This window comes from Cupriavidus sp. 22TCCZM04-2, from assembly GCF_057798895.1.
In genome coordinates this window covers 1-16,832 of record NZ_JBYOJS010000032.1, presented here as the reverse complement: position 1 = coordinate 16,832, position 16,832 = coordinate 1, and the positions used below count along the sequence as shown (strand labels likewise).

13 protein-coding genes and 1 pseudogene are annotated in these 16,832 nt (G+C 68.7%); 6 read left to right on the top strand and 8 right to left on the bottom strand.

Annotated features, from left to right (window positions below):
- Positions 1–15: 15 nt before the first annotated feature.
- Positions 16–1,254 (top strand): GGDEF domain-containing protein, encoded by a 1,239-nt coding sequence (locus tag AC3FKG_RS28605; protein WP_488744765.1) that lies wholly within the window; start codon positions 16–18, stop codon positions 1,252–1,254.
- Between the two features lie 6 nt (positions 1,255–1,260).
- On the opposite strand, the gene AC3FKG_RS28600 is transcribed toward AC3FKG_RS28605, so the two are convergent.
- The 3 genes from AC3FKG_RS28600 to AC3FKG_RS28590 are packed head-to-tail and all read right to left on the bottom strand — an operon-like array spanning position 1,261 to position 4,342.
- The gene (locus AC3FKG_RS28600; protein ID WP_488744759.1) at positions 1,261–2,112 is read right to left on the bottom strand and encodes a citryl-CoA lyase; all 852 of its coding nucleotides are present in this window, start codon (positions 2,110–2,112) and stop codon (positions 1,261–1,263) included.
- The gene (locus tag AC3FKG_RS28595) at positions 2,109–3,308 is read right to left on the bottom strand and encodes a CaiB/BaiF CoA transferase family protein (protein WP_483713291.1); all 1,200 of its coding nucleotides are present in this window, start codon (positions 3,306–3,308) and stop codon (positions 2,109–2,111) included. The genes AC3FKG_RS28600 and AC3FKG_RS28595 overlap by 4 nt, the downstream gene beginning before the upstream one ends.
- A 38-nt stretch (positions 3,309–3,346) precedes the next feature.
- Positions 3,347–4,342 (bottom strand): Bug family tripartite tricarboxylate transporter substrate binding protein, encoded by a 996-nt coding sequence (locus tag AC3FKG_RS28590; RefSeq protein WP_483713293.1) that lies wholly within the window; start codon positions 4,340–4,342, stop codon positions 3,347–3,349.
- 195 nt (positions 4,343–4,537) lie between these two features.
- Between AC3FKG_RS28590 and AC3FKG_RS28585 the strand changes: the two genes are divergently transcribed.
- Positions 4,538–5,794, top strand: a complete 1,257-nt coding sequence (locus AC3FKG_RS28585) for an Hsp70 family protein (protein ID WP_483713294.1) — start codon at positions 4,538–4,540, stop codon at positions 5,792–5,794.
- 65 nt (positions 5,795–5,859) lie between these two features.
- Here AC3FKG_RS28585 and AC3FKG_RS28580 read toward each other — a convergent pair whose 3' ends face one another.
- From AC3FKG_RS28580 to AC3FKG_RS28560, 5 genes are all read right to left on the bottom strand, one after another.
- Positions 5,860–6,543: a phosphorylase gene (locus AC3FKG_RS28580; RefSeq protein WP_483713296.1), complete on the bottom strand. Its 684-nt coding sequence runs from the start codon at positions 6,541–6,543 to the stop codon at positions 5,860–5,862.
- A 23-nt stretch (positions 6,544–6,566) separates the two neighbouring features.
- Positions 6,567–8,570: a squalene--hopene cyclase gene (gene shc, locus AC3FKG_RS28575; RefSeq protein WP_488744758.1), complete on the bottom strand. Its 2,004-nt coding sequence runs from the start codon at positions 8,568–8,570 to the stop codon at positions 6,567–6,569.
- Positions 8,571–8,669: 99 nt separating this feature from the next.
- On the bottom strand, positions 8,670–9,536 hold the full coding sequence (gene hpnD, locus AC3FKG_RS28570; RefSeq protein ID WP_488744757.1) for a presqualene diphosphate synthase HpnD: 867 nt from the start codon (positions 9,534–9,536) through the stop codon (positions 8,670–8,672).
- Between the two features lie 132 nt (positions 9,537–9,668).
- Positions 9,669–10,232, bottom strand: coding sequence for a BON domain-containing protein (locus AC3FKG_RS28565; RefSeq protein ID WP_483713299.1), 564 nt, complete (start codon positions 10,230–10,232; stop codon positions 9,669–9,671).
- Positions 10,233–10,261: 29 nt separating this feature from the next.
- Positions 10,262–10,465: a cold-shock protein gene (locus tag AC3FKG_RS28560; protein ID WP_483713300.1), complete on the bottom strand. Its 204-nt coding sequence runs from the start codon at positions 10,463–10,465 to the stop codon at positions 10,262–10,264.
- Between the two features lie 989 nt (positions 10,466–11,454).
- Here AC3FKG_RS28560 and pelG point away from each other — a divergent pair.
- From pelG to AC3FKG_RS28540, 4 genes and pseudogenes are all read left to right on the top strand, one after another.
- Positions 11,455–11,619: pseudogene (gene pelG, locus AC3FKG_RS28555) on the top strand (exopolysaccharide Pel transporter PelG); the annotation flags it as partial.
- A gap of 161 nt (positions 11,620–11,780) precedes the next feature.
- A complete protein-coding gene (locus AC3FKG_RS28550) occupies positions 11,781–12,491 on the top strand; it encodes a response regulator transcription factor (protein WP_488744756.1) in 711 nt (236 codons plus the stop codon).
- Positions 12,484–14,157, top strand: coding sequence for a FecR domain-containing protein (locus tag AC3FKG_RS28545; RefSeq protein WP_488744755.1), 1,674 nt, complete (start codon positions 12,484–12,486; stop codon positions 14,155–14,157). The genes AC3FKG_RS28550 and AC3FKG_RS28545 overlap by 8 nt, the downstream gene beginning before the upstream one ends.
- Positions 14,132–16,510 (top strand): CHASE2 domain-containing protein, encoded by a 2,379-nt coding sequence (locus tag AC3FKG_RS28540; protein WP_488744754.1) that lies wholly within the window; start codon positions 14,132–14,134, stop codon positions 16,508–16,510. The genes AC3FKG_RS28545 and AC3FKG_RS28540 overlap by 26 nt, the downstream gene beginning before the upstream one ends.
- The last annotated feature ends 322 nt before the right edge of the window (positions 16,511–16,832 follow it).

Here is a 16,832-nt window from a genome sequence, read left to right as displayed (position 1 = left end):
TGTCAAGGGATGTCCGTGCACCTGGACCAGCAAACCATTGCGGTTGTGATGATCGTGTTCTTTTCCAGCACGCTGGTCATTGCGGCTGGGCTGGTCTTTGCGCTGCGCGCGATCGAGGCGGGGCGGCTGTGGGCGTTCGGCCATGTGATCGTGTCCGGCGCCGGACTGGCGCTGGCGGTCAGCGCGGCCGGCGGCGAGCCGAACCTGGGCATGGCGGGCGCCGGCGCTTTCGTGGTGGGCTGGCTGCTGATCTACCGCGGCGTGCGCGTCTATTACGGCCTGCACGCGCACGCCGGCCCGCTGGCGGCGGCCGGGCTGGTCGTGCTGGGGCTGATCGCCACGTCCTCCGAGCTGCCCGACGGGCCCCGGGTGTTGCTGGCCGCGGTCTACGGCATCCTTGCCGCGATTTCGCTGGCGACGATCGCGACCCTGGTGCGTACCGGGCGTGGGCGGCGCAGCATCGGCGCGCCGCTGGTGCTGGTGTCCAGCCTCGTGCAGCTGTCGACCCAGCTTGTCTGCGCCAGCCATACGATCACGCAGGCCGGCGTCGACCGGCATGACCTCACGCTGTTCTTCGCCGGCCCGGCGGGCTCGGCCTGGGCGCTGGCGCCGCTGATCGCGGGGCTGCTCGGGCTGTTCGGCTTCACCGTAATGGCGATGGAGCAGATCATCGCCAACAACGAAAGCGGCGCGCGCGTCGATGCGCTGACCGGCCTGCTCAACCGTGGCGCGCTGGACCTGTCGGCGCTCGGCCTGGTGGCGCGCTGGCAGCGCGACGGCCAGCCGCTGTCGTGCCTGGTCATCGATATCGACCACTTCAAGCAGGTCAACGACACCTTCGGCCACCACGCCGGCGACGCGGTGCTGCGTGAAGTCGCCCAGGCGCTCGACAACTCGCGCCGCGCCTCCGACGTGGCCGGGCGCTATGGTGGCGAGGAGTTCTGCATTCTCTGTCCGCACACCGACGAACAACAAGCCACCGCGCTGGCCAACCGTATCCTGCGCAAGGTCCGCGCGATCGCGCTGCCAGGGCAGGAGTGTTTTGCCTCGGTCAGCATCGGTGTGGCGCAGTTGCGCGGCGAGACAGGCAGCAAGGAACTGCTGTGGCGCAAGCTGTTCGCGGACGCCGACCGTGCGCTCTACCTGGCCAAGACGCACGGCCGCGACCGCTACGTGGTGGGGTCCGCGACGCAGGACGAGGCACCGGTGCCGTCGCTCGTGCGCGTGACCACCCGACCCATGCCGGCGGCCTGAGCGGCGTCAGGACCGGGTGCCGTCCGGCACATCGCGCTGCGGCACGCCGTCGTACGTCCACAGGAACTGGCGCGGGATCGGTCCCTTGTTGCGGCCGCCCTGCTGCGTCTGCTCCCAGGCATGCGCCAGGATGCCCACCGAGCGCGACAGGCAGAACAGCCCGCGCGCCAGCGGCGCCGGGAAGCACAGTTCCGCGTAGATCACCGCCGTGGCGCCGTCGATATTCATCGGCACGGGCTTGCTGCGGCCTTCACCGAGCGCGCGTTCCACGGCGCGCGCAATCGCGGCGTAGCGGCCATTCACCACACCGTTCTCCGCGGCCTGGTCCACCAGCGCCAGCAGGCGTGGCGCGCGCGGGTCCAGCGGATGGAAGCGATGGCCAAAGCCCGACACGAACTTGCCGTGCAGATCGCGATAGTGCTGCAGGCCCGCGCTGACGGCCTGGTCCAGCGCAGCGCCGGCGTCGATGCGCCGCGCGATGTCCTGGTACAGCTGCACCGCCTGCTCGCCCGCGCCGCCATGCACGTCGCCGAGCACGTTGACCGCCGAGGCCATCGCATTGTTCAGCCCGACGCCGCACGTGGCGGCCATGCGGGCAATCGCGATGCTGGGCGCCTGTGGCCCGTGATCGACGGCCGCCATCAGCGCCGCATCGAGCAGCTCGCCCTGTCCCGGCCCGGGCAAATCGCCACGCAGCATCAGCCAGATCATCTGCGCGAACGAAACCTGGCCGATCAGCTGCTCGATCGGGTAGCCGCGATAGCGGATCTCGCCAGGGCGCATGTCGATGATTTCCGTGCGCCACCAGTCCTGCGACATCTGCTGGCCGGGGTCCATGGTCGGTCGGGTCTCGCTCATACGGCGCGCTCCTGTGTGAGGGTGTCGATGTCGGTCTCGCTGTAGCCAAGGCCGGCAAGGATCTGCCGCGTGTGCTCGCCCAGTTGCGGCGGCGGCGTGTCGACCGACGGTGCTTCGCGGTTCAGCTTGAAGCCGGTGCGCACCACGCGGATATCGCGGCCCACGCCGGGCACGTCGGCGAAGGTGCCGATCATGCCGCGGTCGCGCACCTGCGGCTGCTCCAGGGTCTGCGGCACGCCCAGCACCGGGCCGGCCGGCACGCCAGCCTCATTGAGTAGCGCCCACCATGCCTCGGCGGGCTGCTTTGCCAACTCGGCTTCCAGCGCTTGCGTCAGCGCGGCACGGTTTGCCAGGCGGGCCTGGCGTGCGGCGAAGCGTTCGTCGGCAATCAGGTCCGGGCGGCCCACCACGCGGCACACGGCCTCGAACTGCTCCTGCTTGTTGGCGGCAATGTTCAGCAGGCCATCGCCGGTGCGGAAGGTGCCCGACGGACTGGCGGTGAAGTTCTCGTTGCCCATCGGGGACGGGGCCTTGCCGGCGATCAGGTGGTTCGACACCACCCAGCCCATGGTGGCAAGCGTGGCTTCGAGCATCGACACGTCGATGAAATAGCCTTCGGTGCGCTGGTGGTCCGCCAGCGATGCGGCGATGGCGAACGCCGCCGTGATGCCGCCGATGGTATCCGAGACCGGGTAGCCGACCCGGTACGGCGCGGTCTGCGCGTCGCCAGTGATGCTCATCACGCCCGACATGCCCTGGATGATCTGGTCGTAGGCCGGCAGGTCCGACAGCGGCCCGTCCTGGCCGAAGCCGGAGATGGCGCAGTAGATCAGGCGCGGATTGTCCTGCCGCAGCGTCTCGAAGCCAAGGCCCAGGCGCGTCATCACGCCGGGGCGGAAGTTCTCGACCACGACGTCGGCGCTTTGCACCAGCTTGCGGAACACTTCCTTGCCGCGCCCATGTTTCAGGTTGAGGGTGATCGACTGCTTGCCCGGGTTTTGCGCCAGGAACGACACACCCATCAGGCGCTGGTTCAGTTCGGCGTCGGCGCCGAGCTGGCGCGCCAGGTCGCCGGTGCCCGGCGTTTCCACCTTGATGACCTCGGCGCCCATGTGCGCCAACTGGTGGCAGCAGAACGGGCCGGCCAGCACATTGGTCAGGTCGAGTACGCGCACATGGCGCAACGGTTTTTGCATGATGGTTTCCTGCGGAATGCTGGGATGGCCGGCGCGGACTACTCCACGCGCGCGCCCGATGCCTTCACGATCGTGCCCCAGCGGGCGTTCTCGGCCTTGATGAAGGCGGCCAGGTCCTGGGCGCTGCCGCCGCGCGGGTCGCTGCCTTCCTCGCGCATCTTGTTGATGGTGTCGGGCTGGGCGAGCGCCTTGTTGACCTCGGCATTGAGCCGCTTGACCACTTCGGGCGAGGTGCCGGCCGGTGCCACCAGTGCCTTCCAGTCTTCCGCCTGGAAGCCGGCATAGCCCGATTCGGCCACGGTCGGCACCGCCGGCAGCAGCGGCAGGCGCCTGGCCGACGTGACCGCCAGCGCGCGGATCTTGCCGGCCTTGATCATCGGCATCGCGATGGGCGGCGTGGCGAAGTAGAAGTCGGTCTGGCCGCCGAGCAGGTCGGTCAGCGCCGGCGACGCACCCTTGTACGGCACGTGCAGCGTCTTGATGCCGGCGCGGCGCGCGAACATCTCGCCGGTCAGGTGGCCCACGGTGCCGGTGCCGGCGGAGGCCATCGACAGCGATTTGGCCTTGGCCGCGGTCACGAGATCGGCCACCGTCTTGTACGGGGCGTCGGCGCGCACGATCAGCACCACTGGCTGGGCCGAGACCAGCACCACCGGCGCGAAGTCCTTCACCGCGTCATAGGGCATCTTGGGGTAGAGCGTCGGGTTGATCGCCAGGTTGGCGGTCTGCCCCATCCCTAGCGTGTAGCCGTCGGGCTTCGACTTGGCGACGGCATCCAGACCGATATTGCCCCCCGCGCCGGCGCGGTTTTCCACCACCACGTTCCAGTGCGTGGCCAATCCGACCTTGTTGAATACCAGTCGCGACAGCACGTCGGTGCCGCCGGCCGGCGGGAATGGCACCACCAGGCGCACCGGCTGGCTCGGGTACGTGTCGGCGCGGACCGGCACTGCGGCGGCCATGAATCCGGGGATGGCGAGGCACAGCAGGGTGCGGGCCCACGAGTGAAGCTTGCGGCGGTGCGGGAAAGTCATGTCGTCTCCTGATATCGTCATAGTTCTATAAGACAGAACATCAGTCTTATAGAAAGAACGCGGCCAGCATAGGAGGCAAGACCAAACGTGTCAAGGGCCGTGGCGGCCCGCATCTGCCACTACAATGGCGCCCGGCCCGCGCCGGCCGTTGGCTGGCGCGGGGAACTTGCAGTGGTGGTACAGAGAACGGAATCGATGATGTCAAACGCATGCGGCCTGGACTTCGGCACGTCCAACTCCACGGTGGGCTGGACCCGCCCCGGCCATCCGGCCGCACTCCTGCCGCTGGAAGACGGCAGGCAAACGCTGCCCTCGGTGATCTTTTTCCACGCCGAAGACCCGCTGGTCAGCTATGGCCGCGCGGCGCTGGACGACTACCTCGCGGGCTACGAGGGCCGGCTGATGCGCTCGCTCAAGAGCCTGCTCGGCACCTCGATGATGGAAGACAGCACCGAGGTAATGGGCCAGGCCATGCCCTTCCGCAAGCTACTGGCGCACTTTATCGGCGAGCTGAAGGGCCGCGCCGAGCGCGCGGCGGGCACCACGTTCACGCGCGCGGTGCTGGGTCGTCCGGTGTTCTTCATCGACGAGGACCCGAAGGCGGACCGGCTCGCCGAGCAGACGCTGGCGGAGATTGCGCGCGATGCGGGCTTTCGCGACATCGAATTCCAGTACGAGCCCATTGCGGCCGCGTTCGACTACGAAGCCAGGATCGCGCAGGAAGAGCTGGTGCTGGTGGCCGACATCGGCGGCGGCACGTCGGACTTCTCGCTGGTGCGGCTGTCGCCGGAACGCGCCAGCCGCACGGACCGCCGCGACGACATCCTGGCCAATGGCGGCGTGCATATCGGCGGGACCGACTTCGACCGCGCGCTGAGCCTGGCGCGCGCCATGCCGTTGCTGGGCCTGGGCAGCAAGCTGCGCAACGGCAAGGAGATGCCGTCGGGCCAGTACTTCGACCTGGCGAGCTGGCACACCATCAACCTGGTCTACACGCGCAAGGCGTGGGCGATCGTGATGGACAACTACCGCGACGCGGCCGACACCGCGATGCTCGACCGGATGATCCGCCTGATCCGCGAGCGCGCGGGCCACTGGCTGGCCATCCAGATGGAAGCGGCCAAGATCGCGCTCTCGGGCACGGACCGCACCGACGTCGACCTGCATCGCATCGAGCCGGAACTGATGCTGTCAATCACGCGCGACGAATTCGACGAGTCGATCGGCAAGCTTGTCGCGAAGACCGAGAAGACCGTGCAGGACATGCTGGTGACGGCCGGCGTGACGGCGGATGCGGTCGACACCATCCTGTTCACGGGCGGTTCCAGCAGCGTGCCGCTACTGCGGCAGCGGCTCGGCGAATTGCTGCCGAAGGCGCGGCGGGTGGAAGGGGATTTGTTCGGGGGGATCGGTTCGGGGCTGGCGCTGGATGCGGCGCGCAAGTTCGGGTAAGGCGACGAGGAAGGAAACCGTATCGGATTCAGCGCTGGCAAAAGCTGTTCAGTCCTTCTTATCCCTTACCACGTAGCGCATTTGCCGAGCGCAAAGCCCTGACCCACAGCCCGCCGTACCACCGCCAACATCGCACGTGCGGCACTGGCATCGCGCCCAAGTCGCAGCAGCGCCGGCAGTTGCCAGGGCGCCTTCAGCAGGCCCGCCATGACTGCGCCGACATCGGTACGCCCGTCGCTCCCCATGCCGGCCAGCGCCAGTGGCGGGACGGCGCGCGTGGCCGGATCGATCACCACGCGGCACGCGGCGAATGGCAAGCCATGGCTGCGTGCGATGCGGGCGGCGATGTGAGACTCCATATCGACGGCCAGCGCACCGCTGGCGGCGTACAGGGCCGCCTTGTCGGCGAGCGTCGCCACGGCGGTGTCCGAGCCGGCGAGGACGCCGGACAACGCCTGCGGCAGCGACTGCATCAGCGCGCGCATCCAGTCGGGATCAGCAAGCGTGGACATTTCGTTCGATTCGTCGCGCACGCTGGTTGCAACGATGACAGCCCCTGGCGCCAGCGCAGGATCAAGGCCGCCGGCCACGCCGAAGCTGAGGATGCCGGCGCATGCACCGGCCCGGCGCTCGATGGCGGCGCCCAATGCCGCGCCGCGCTGGCCGTACACGACCTCGCTGTCCGGGCCCGCGGCGATATTCGCTTCGAAGTCCATGCCGCAGACCACCAGCACGCACGGCTCGCTCATGGCAGGCGCTTGCGGAGGGCGGTTTACAGTCCCCACGCCACCTGGCGCTTGGCGCCGCGCTGCAGGTTGCGGTAGCGCGCCAGCGCCCACAGCGGAAAGTAGCGGGCATAGCCGTGATAGCGCAGGTAGAACACGCGCGGGAAACCCACGGCGGTGAAGCGCGGCTCGCGCCACAGGCCGTCGGGTTGCTGCGTGCGCAGCAGGTATTCGATGCCGCGTGCCACGGCCGGGTGCGCGGCCTCGCCGGCTGCCATCAGGCCCAGCAACGCCCAGGCCGTTTGCGATGCAACGCTGGGCGCGCGTTCGTAGCCACGGTATTCGAGCTTGTAGCTGTCGCCGTCCTCGCCCCAGCCGCCATCCGCGTTCTGGATGCCGGCCAGCCAGTCGGCGGCGCGCCGCACCGGCGGCGCATCCCGGTCCATGCCCGCGGCATTGAGCGCGCACAGGGCGCTCCAGGTGCCATAGATGTAGTTGGTGCCCCAGCGCCCGAACCAGCTGCCGTCAGGCATCTGCTCGGCCAGCAGGTAGCGCAGCGCGCGCGCGGCGGGTTCGCTCTTCTGCGGCGTGTCACCGGTCTGGCACAGCATCGACAGGCAGCGCGCCGAGACGTCGGCAGTGGGCGGGTCCAGCAGCGCGCCGTGGTCCGCGAACGGGATGTTGTTCAGGTAGAGATGGGTATTCTCGGGCTCGAAGGCCCCCCAACCACCATTCCCGCTTTGCATGCCGACGATCCATTCGACCGCGCGCGTGACCGCTTCGGCGTTCGGGTCCGGGCGTTCTCGCGGGACGTCCTGGGCGGCGCGGTGCATCGCCGCGGCGACGACCGCGGTGTCGTCCACGTCGGGGTAGTGCGGGTTCGCGTACTGGAACGCCCAGCCACCCGGGCGCACCTGCGCGCGGCGCACGGTCCAGTCGCCGCGCACGTCGAGTACCTGCAGCGGGCGCAGCCAGTCCAGCGCGCGGCCGACTGCGGCCGTGGCGCGCGGCCCGCCGGCTTCCAGCAGCGCATGCGTGGCCAGCGCGGTATCCCAGACCGGCGACAGGCATGGCTGGCAGTAAGCTTCGTCGCCGTGGATGACCAGCAGCTTCTCGATCGATCGCCGCGCCACGGCACGGTCAGGATCGTCGGGCGGAATGCCAAGCACGTCGAACATCATCACCGAGTTCGCCATGGCCGGGAAGATCGCGCCCAGGCCATCTTCGCCGTTGAGCCGCTCGCGCACGAAGGCTTTCGCCGCATCGATGGCGCGACGGCGCAGCGCGCCCGGCATGACAGGCTCGGCGGCGCGCAGCAGCGCATCGGCACCGCGGAACAGCGAATACCAGCCGGCATGCTGGTGGGGCGCCTTCGATGGCAGCCGCACGGCGTCGCGCGGGGCGGTGAACAGCTCGTCGATGCCGATCTTGCGCGGGTTGCGCGCCTGCGGCCGCAGGCTGTTCAGCACCAGCAGCGGCACGATCACCGTGCGGGCCCAGTACGACACCTTGGACAGGTGGAACGGGAACCACCGCGGCAACAGCATGATTTCCACCGGCATCATCGGCACTGCCTGCCAGGACATCACGCCAAACAGCGCCAGCAGCGTGCGCGTGAAGACGTTGCTGGCTTCCGCGCCGCCCATGGCCGCGATGGCCGTGCGCGCGCGTGCCATGTGCGGCGCCTGCGGATCGTCGCCGGCCATTTTCAGCGCGAAATAGGCCTTCACGCTGGCGCTGACGTCGGAGCGGCCTTCATGGAACAGCGGCCAGCCGCCCTCGGCATTCTGGATGCGCCGCAGGTAGCGCGCGATGCGTGCCTCCAGCGCCAGGTCCGGGGTCTCGCCCAGGTAGTGCACCATGAGCAGGTATTCGGCAGGGATGGTGGCGTCGGCTTCCAGCTCGTAGACCCAATGCCCGTCGGACTTCTGCTGGGCCAGCAGGGCCTCGAGCGCATGGCCGATACCGGCTTCCAGGGCGTCCGGCGCGGCCGGCGCTGCGGCCGCCATGGCGGCGCGCGGTGCGGCAAGGACGGCCTCATTCATCGACATGCAAACTCCTTGTTCGGCACGACGCATGCGTGCCTGGAAGATGGTGTTCGGGATGCAGCCGGGCGTGGTACGCCAGCCGCGCATCCCCGCGCAGCATCTTCAGACCATGGTGTGGCGCAGAACGATCCATAGCATCTGCGCGCGCGGCACGCGCACGCGTGCGCGCGGTGCGCGCCAGCCCCGCGCGCGCAGGCGCACGAGCAGGCAGTGATAGACCTGGGACATGATTCGCGGGGATCGCACCGCGCGTGACGGGCAGCGCGCCATGACGGCGTCGGCCTGTTCGTAGTGGGCCTGCGCCTCGCGCGCGACGGCCGCGCAGGCGGCGTCGATGCCGGCATGGGCCACGACTTCCAGCGGCGTGGCGTGTTCTAGTCCCCGCACGCCCGCGGCGGCCAGTGCGGGCGCCGGCAGGTAGAGACGGCCAATGGCGGCGTCTTCGTCGATATCGCGCAGGATATTGGTGAGCTGCAGCGCCCGCCCGAGATGATGGGCCAGCGCCAGGCCGGGGGCCTCGTCCATGCCGAACACGCGCACGGCCAGCCGGCCCACCGCGCTCGCGACGCGATCGCAGTAGAGGTCCAGCGTGGCGGCGTCGGGCGCGCGGATTTCGGCGACCACATCCATGGTCATGCCGTCGATCACGTCCAGGAAGTCCTGCTGGCGCAGGTGGAAGGCGTCAATCTGCCGGGCCAGGGACCGCAGCGCGGCCGGCGCCATGCCCGCGTAGCACAGGCCGATGTCGCGGCGCCAGGCATCCAGGCCGGCAAGGCGTTCGGCATGCGGCGCGTCGCAGTCGGCGATATCGTCGACGGCACGGCAGAAAGCATAGATCTCGAACATGGCCTGCCGCTGGGCTGCCGGCAGGATGCGCATGGCCGCGTGGAAGGAACTGCCCGAAGATGCGGCCGGCGTGGCTGCGCCGGCGATTGGGGCATCTGGCGTTGCGATTTGAGTACCGGCCACGTAACTCCTCGACGCGCTTTTTTTTCCGTCGTGCGGCATCGGCGGACCACGGCGCCGAGCCACGCTTACGGTGGTTGGGGGTCGGCCGATTATAGCAACAACCTCGCAACAGGCCGGCCTGGCCGGAGTGCCTTATCGGCCAGGCGAAAAGCGCACGTAGGGCACGCCACGGCTGGGGGTCGAGGTGGTCTGGTCGACGACCTTCTCGACATCGGCCACCTCGCGCAGCGCGGCAAGGAAGGGCGCCACGGCAAAGCCCGGGCGGACGCATCCCTGCACGGTCAGCCAGCGTCCGCGTACCGTGATCCAGAGCGTGCTGTCCTGCCAGGCGGGCATGGTGACGGCCAGCGTCTGCAGTCGGCGTTGCAGGCTTTCGGCGATGTCCTGGTCGTACTGGAATGCATTGGCCAGGCGGCAGCGGCCCTCGGCCCAGCAGTGGTTGCCTTGCTCGATGCGATGGTGCGCCTCGCGGCGCCATTCGGCCTCGCTGACGCGCGGGCCGGCCGGCTCGGGGCAATCGGCAACGCGGGAAGACACCTGCATGAAGGGGTCGTGGCCATAGTTGGCAACGCTTTCGGCGCAGGCCGGTTGCAGCGGCAGGGCTAGAGCGATGGCAAGTGCCTGGACGCCGCTGCGTCGCCGCCAAATACAAAGAGCCCCGCGCTCGCGGGGCTCTTTGGTGGCAGGCACGTGCATGGGCGCGCGCCTGCGGTGTCCAAACCGGATCAGACCGCCTGGATCTTAGTGGCTTGTTCGCCCTTCTGGCCCATCGCCTTGACGTAGCGGACCTTCTGGCCTTCCTTCAACGACTTGAAGCCATTGCCTTCAATCGCCGAGAAGTGCGCGAACAGATCGTTGCCGCCTGCGTCCGGCGTGATGAAGCCGAAGCCCTTGGCGTCGTTGAACCACTTAACGGTACCGGTATCCATATCTTTTCAACCTTGAATTTCAAATGAGCTTAATTGCCCGCTGTACATCGTGCTCAATGCAGGAATCGCGCAAGGGTTGGTGAATGCCCGATTCCTTTGCGCATTGTTTATGCCTTCCCTATGTCGCTGGTATGACAAACGAAAAACACCGCGGATCGACACATCGAAAAGGCGTTGCACATGTGGGAAGCATTCTGACGAATTTTCCCGGCGTGTCAATCAGGCAAAGCGCCAAATCATGATGAGACGTTCCGACACGAGATATTAACGGTTTCTACATCACCGTCGATTCAGTGAATTCCCTGAGATACGCACCTCTGGCACTGTAACGGTGCGTCGCAAGGGTATTGACTGAACTTCGGATTTTGCACACGTTTCACCGCGACATGTCGTCGGGCATAATGTCTGACTTATAAGTCATTGTGTTGCCATCGCTTTTACATCTGCTTACTTCTTGCGCGTACCACATTCGGGGGATGCGGCACTAGTTGATAGCAGTTAAAACGCAGGCTCACAAAAAAACAAAATCGCGTGGAGATGCCAGACGGCGGCCACGACGAAAACAATGTCGCCACGGGTAGACAGATGTCATTCGCAGAACGGGGAAACACATGATGCATTCGCAATAGGCGTCCGCGCGCCAAACACGGACTTGCCCTGAACGGGTCAGGACCTCGCATGTCCTGTGCTCCGCCACAGCAAATTCCGCATTGTCTTTTTTGCCACGGCGAGTCGCCGTGCGGCCCGCCGCCTGCGTTCCGTTCTCGGCACAATTGTTGACAATACGTTTGTCTTTGCTGACCTAGCATCTCGTCTTCGTCCGGTAAATGGGATTTTTCCGAACCGTAATGTCGGCCCGACATAGCGGAGGCTGAGTCGCATCCATGATGTGTCCCATGCTCCACAAATTGTCGCGATGCTGGCGGGAGCGGCCGGCCCATGCGCGTGCAAGCGGCGAGCGGGCCTGGAACCATGTGCTGCGGCTCGCGCCGGGCCTGTCGGCCGTGTTCCTGGTGCGCATCGAGACGGACTTGGTCGAGTACTACGAAGCCTTCTGCAACGCGGTGCGCGGCGGCAGTTCGCTCGAGCATATCGAGGACATGCGCAATACCATGGTCCAGACCATCCGGCTCGGGCTGTACGAGATCGTCAAGAGCATTGGATAACATGCAGGACGCAGCGGGCGTTGGCTGGCTTGCTGCGCGAAGATCGAGAATGGCCGCGCCCGACAGGGCGGATACGACGAAACAATCGATGCCGGCGTGCAGTCGCCAAGGAAGCAATTTGCAGTCGCAGCAGGCAGAAGGATGTGAGGATGAGGATTGCCTCGGTGGAGGACGATCCGGACCAGGCCGAACTGGTCCGGAAAATACTGGAAGAGTCGGGATTCGAATGCGAAAGCTATGCAACGGGTGCGGCCTTGCTGCGCGCGCTGCGCGAGCAATCGTTCGACTTGCTGGTGGTGGACTGGCAGTTGCCCGATACCAGCGGCTTTGAACTGGTGAGCTGGGTGCGCCAGACCTCCGGCGCCATGCCGCCGATCCTGTTCCTGACCAGCCGCACCGCCGAAGAGGACATCGTTGCCGGCCTGAGCGTCGGGGCCGACGACTACATGCTCAAGCCGATCCGGGCCGGCGAACTGCTGGCACGCGCGCGTTCGCTGCTGCGGCGCGCCTACCCCGAAGCCACGCAGGATACCGACGTCATCCGCCGCGGCAACTATTGCGTGGATCCGCGCGCGCGCACTATCACGCTCGGCGGCGAGCCCGTCACGGTATCGCCGCGCGAGTACGAGCTTGCGCTGTTCCTGTTCCGCAACATGGGCCGGCTGCTGTCGCGCGACGTAGTGGAGCAGGCCGTGTGGGGCCGCGCCATCGGCGCCGCGTCGCGCACGGTCGACACGCACATGTCGCGCCTGCGCATCAAGCTGGCGCTGCGCCCCGAGAACGGCGTGCGGCTGACGTCCGTCTATTCGCACGGCTACCGCTTCGAAGCGACCAGCGCCGAGGACCAGCCCCATGCGTAGGACCGTGGCGATAACCGGCATGGCGCTGGCCGTGTGGCTGGGGCCTGCCGGGCCGGCGCAGGCGGGACCGGCCGGTGCCGAAGGCGCCGACTTCCTCTACGTGGTCGAGCCCGGCGACAACATGTTCACGCTGGCCGGGCGCTACATGGCCGGCGCTGACGGCTGGCGCCTGCTCCAGGCGCATAACGGCGTGGCGAATCCGTACCGGCTGGCGCCAGGCACGCGCCTGCGCATCCCGCTTGGCCAGATTCCCGAGCAGCCCGGCGCGGCGCGCGTCGTGTTCGTCAGCGGGCCGGCCGAGGCGGATGGCGAGCCGCTGCGCGCCGGCCTGGCGCTGCGCGAAAGCGCGCGCGTTGTCACGGCCGCCGGCAGCACCGTCACGCTGGAACTGCCCGACCGCACGCGCGTCACGCTGCCGCCGGGCACGACCGTGGCGGTGCAGCGGCTGCGCACGTTCCGCAAGTCCGGCCTGACCGATACCGTGATCCGCGTCGAAGGCGGCCAGGCCGAAACGCGCGTGGCGCCCGAGGGCGGCGGCGTGGGCCGCTTCGAACTGCATACGCCAATGATGGTGACCGGTGTGCGGGGCACGCGCTACCGCGTCGCCGCCGACGCTGCCGGCAGCCGCAGCGAGGTGCTGGAGGGCCGCGTCGGCGTCAGCGTGCCCCGCTCCGGCACGGCATCCGCCACGGCGGTGACGGCTGGCTACGGGATCGGCGTGGCGGCGGGCCATCGCCTGTCACGGCCGGTTGCACTGCTGCCGGCGCCAGCCTTGCAGCCGCTGCCGGACACGGTCGTGGGCCCCGCCACGGAGGCGAGCTGGCAGGCCGTGCCGGGCGCCGCGACCTACCACGTTGCGGTGGCGCGCGATGCCGCGCTGACCGAGCTGGTCTGGACAGGCGACACGGCGGACACGCAAATCGGCCTGGATGGCCTGCCCGAAGGCTTGCTCCACCTGGTGGTGAGTGCCGTGGACGCGCGGCGTCTGGCAGGCCGGCCGGCCTCGGCACCGTTTGCCGTGCGCCTCAATCCGCCGGCGCCGTTCACGCTGCAACCGGCCGCCGGGACGGTGCGTTATGGCGAGTCAGCCGCGTTCGAGTGGGCGGCCGTGGGCGCCGCGGCCTCGTATGAACTCGCGGTGTCGGCGGATGCGGGGTTTGCCGTCACGGCGGCCACGCTGCAGGGCAAATCCGAGCAGGCCACGCAGAAGCTGGCGCCGGGGCCGTGGCTATGGCGCGTGCGCTCGCTGGATGCGGCCGGGCGGCCCGGGCCGTGGTCGGCGGCGGTGCCATTCACGCTGGAACCGGCGCCGCCGGTGCCGACGCTGAACGACGACGGCAACTGCCTGCGCATCGGCTGGCCCGCCGATGCGCGGGCCGCGGCCGGCTATCGCGTGCAGATGGCCGAGGACGCCGCCTTCACGCGCATCGTGGCGGACCAGCGCAGCGCCGGCAACGAAGTGGCGCTGCCGCGGCCGCCGGTCGGCACCTACTATGTGCGCGTGGCGCGCGCGGCAGCGGACGGCCGCGAGCCCGCCGCCGCGTTCTCCGCGCCGCAGCGCCTCGACATAGCGGGCTATCTGCGCGATGGACTGGGCGGCGCGATCCGCATCGGCAACGGCGCCCGCGAAGACGGTGGCCATGGCGACGGCGTCCGCCTCCGCTAAGCCCTGGCGGCGCCTCCGCGGGGCCGCCTTCGGGCGGCGTACGCTGGCCGAATGGGCCTTGCTGCTGGCCGCCGTGCTGGCGCTGGTGGCGGGGGTCGCGCGCTACGGCTGGGCCGAGCGCGCGGACCTGGCGCTCTATGATCTTGCCATCGGCGCGCAGCACCATGCCGCGCGCGACGACATCGTCATCGTGGCCATCGACGACGCCAGCATCGTGACGATCGGCCGCTGGCCCTGGCGCCGCACCGTACTGGCGCAACTGGTGGACCGCATTGCCGCCGGGCAGCCGCGCGTGATCGGCGTGGACGTGATCCTGACCGAGCGCGACACGCGTTATCCCGAGGACGATGCCGTGCTCGCGCGTAGCCTGGCCAGCGCCGGCAACGTGGTCTTGCCCGCGCTGGCCGAGCCCTCGGCGGGCGGCATGATGGTGCGCTATCCGCTGGCGGGGCTGGGTGCCGGGGTGGGGCACATCAACCTGTCCGTTGACGCGGACGGCGTGGCGCGGCAGGTGTACCTGCTGGAAGGGCCGCAGCCCGCGCTGCAGGCCGGGCTGCCACACGTGGCGGCAGTGATGGCGTCATGGCCCGGGGCGCCGCGGCCGGTCGCCGCGTATCGGCATGAGGCGGCCAGCGTGGTCGATGCCTTCGGCTGGGAGCGCCGATACCGGCTGCGGATTCCCTTTGCGGGGCCAGCCGGCACGTTTGCGCGGGTCTCGGCAGGCGATGTGCTGGCGGGGCGCGCCGATCCCGCCCTGTTCCGCGGCAAGGCCGTGCTGCTCGGCGCCATTGCCACCGGCATGGGGGACGTATTGCCCACGCCGGTGGTGCGCGACGGGCGTGGCATGAGCGGCGTGGAAATCCTGGCCAATACGCTGCAGACGCTGCAGGAGGATCATGCCATCGTCGCGGTGCCGCCGGCCTGGGGATGGGCGTGCACCGTGCTGGCGGTGATGGCGGCCGCGCTGGCCGCGCTGGTGCTGACGCCGCGCGGGGCGCTGCTGGCGACCGGGCTGGTGGTTGCCGCGCTGCTGGCCGGGCCGCCGCTTGTGCTTGCTGGCGCGCGGCTGTGGTTCGCGCCTGCCGCCGCGCTGCTTGGCTGCCTGATGTTCTACCCGCTGTGGAGCTGGCGCCGGCAGGAGGCGGCGCTGCGCTTCCTGGCGGACGAACTGGCCCGGCACGAGCGCGAGCCCGGCCTGCCTCCAGCGCCTGCGGCGCAAGGCGTCACGCTCGACAGCCGCATGCGGGCGGTCTATCGCATGAGTTCCCGCCTGCACGACCTGCGCCGCTTCCTGGCCGACGGGCTGGAAAGCCTGCCCGAGGCGACGGTGATCTGCAATCTTGAAGGCGGGGTGCTGCTTGCGAACCGCCGCTGCGTGGCGCTGGTGCCGGGCGTGCTGGGCGCCGTTGCCGGCAGCGGTGGCCATGCGCACGACGCCAGCGCCGATATCCGTGCCGTGATGGCCGTACTTTTCGCCGAGCCCGAAGCCGCGCTGGCGTACTGGCAGGCGCTGCATGCGCGCTGCGCGTCAGCAGGGAGGGCCGATGACGGCATCGAAGTGGCTGCACGCGACGAGCGTCGTTACCTGATGCACGGGGCGCCGCTGCATGGGGAGCAGGGCACGGTGGCGGGGCTGATCGTCAGCTTCATCGATATCACGGCCATTCGCCTGGCCGAGCGGCAGCGCGAGCAGATGCTGCGCTTCCTGTCGCATGACATGCGTTCGCCGCAGGCGTCCATCCTGGCGCTGATCGACCTGCATCGCGGCGCGGTCGGCGACGAGCGCGCCGCCGACCTGCTTTCGCGCATCGACACGCATGCCCGGCGCACCATGTCGCTGGCCGACGATTTCATTCGCGTGGCGCGCGCGGAGACGCAGCCACTCACCCTGCGCGATGTCGACCTTGCCGGGCTGGTGCTCGATGCCACCGACGAACTGTGGGCGCCGGCCAGCGCGCGCGGCGTGCTGCTGAACGTGGAGCTGCCTGATGAGCCTGCCGTGATCCGCGCCGAGCCGGCATTGCTGGTGCGCGCCGTGGGCAACCTGGTCGGCAACGCCGTCAAGTTCAGCCCGCGCGGTGCGGAGGTAAGGGTGGCATTGCGGATGGAGCCGGGTGGCTATGCCGTATCGGTCACGGACCGGGGGCCGGGTATTGCGCTGGCGCGGCAGCAGAGGTTGTTCCAGCCGTTTGCGCGCCTGCACGAGCACGACGTGGCGGCGCCGGCCGGCAGCGGGCTTGGCCTGGTCCTGGCGAAGACCGTTGTGGAACGCCACGGTGGCAGCATTGGCGTAGTAAGCGATGCCGGGGCCGGCGCCACGTTCACGCTGCACTTGCCGGGACCGCGTGTCTGACGCTTGGGGTCGGACACGATTGTTGGCAGTTGCACCGGCGGTATTTGCTTACGATGTCGGAGCCGTGCGGCCCCGCATCGTACGGCTTGCAACGCCCGCCCAGGCCTCCCGGTAGTTTCCTGGTGCGGGCGTTCTTTTGGTGCTTCGGGGAATTGCGGGTGTCGTTCTTGGCAGGCGCTGCTGTTTCGCCGGCGCAGCCGGCGAGTTACTTTTGTCTCGCGACAAAAGTAACCAAAAACGCGTTTTCGTGGTCGACGAACGGCCCGTGGTGGTGAAGACGGTACAGGGCATAGCCACACTGCCTGCCGCGTAGATGATCAGG

Bases quoted from the DNA above. Each gene is read 5' to 3' on its own strand.
- AC3FKG_RS28600 (WP_488744759.1), bottom strand. From the start codon at position 2,112: ATGAGCGAGACCCGACCGACCATGGACCCCGGCCAGCAGATGTCGCAG.
- AC3FKG_RS28595 (WP_483713291.1), bottom strand. From the start codon at position 3,308: ATGCAAAAACCGTTGCGCCATGTGCGCGTACTCGACCTGACCAATGTG.
- AC3FKG_RS28540 (WP_488744754.1), top strand. From the start codon at position 14,132: ATGGCGACGGCGTCCGCCTCCGCTAAGCCCTGGCGGCGCCTCCGCGGG.
- AC3FKG_RS28550 (WP_488744756.1), top strand. From the start codon at position 11,781: ATGAGGATTGCCTCGGTGGAGGACGATCCGGACCAGGCCGAACTGGTC.
- AC3FKG_RS28590 (WP_483713293.1), bottom strand. From the start codon at position 4,342: ATGACTTTCCCGCACCGCCGCAAGCTTCACTCGTGGGCCCGCACCCTG.
- AC3FKG_RS28585 (WP_483713294.1), top strand. From the start codon at position 4,538: ATGATGTCAAACGCATGCGGCCTGGACTTCGGCACGTCCAACTCCACG.
- AC3FKG_RS28545 (WP_488744755.1), top strand. From the start codon at position 12,484: ATGCGTAGGACCGTGGCGATAACCGGCATGGCGCTGGCCGTGTGGCTG.
- AC3FKG_RS28565 (WP_483713299.1), bottom strand. From the start codon at position 10,232: ATGCACGTGCCTGCCACCAAAGAGCCCCGCGAGCGCGGGGCTCTTTGT.
- shc (WP_488744758.1), bottom strand. From the start codon at position 8,570: ATGTCGATGAATGAGGCCGTCCTTGCCGCACCGCGCGCCGCCATGGCG.
- AC3FKG_RS28580 (WP_483713296.1), bottom strand. From the start codon at position 6,543: ATGAGCGAGCCGTGCGTGCTGGTGGTCTGCGGCATGGACTTCGAAGCG.
- AC3FKG_RS28560 (WP_483713300.1), bottom strand. From the start codon at position 10,465: ATGGATACCGGTACCGTTAAGTGGTTCAACGACGCCAAGGGCTTCGGC.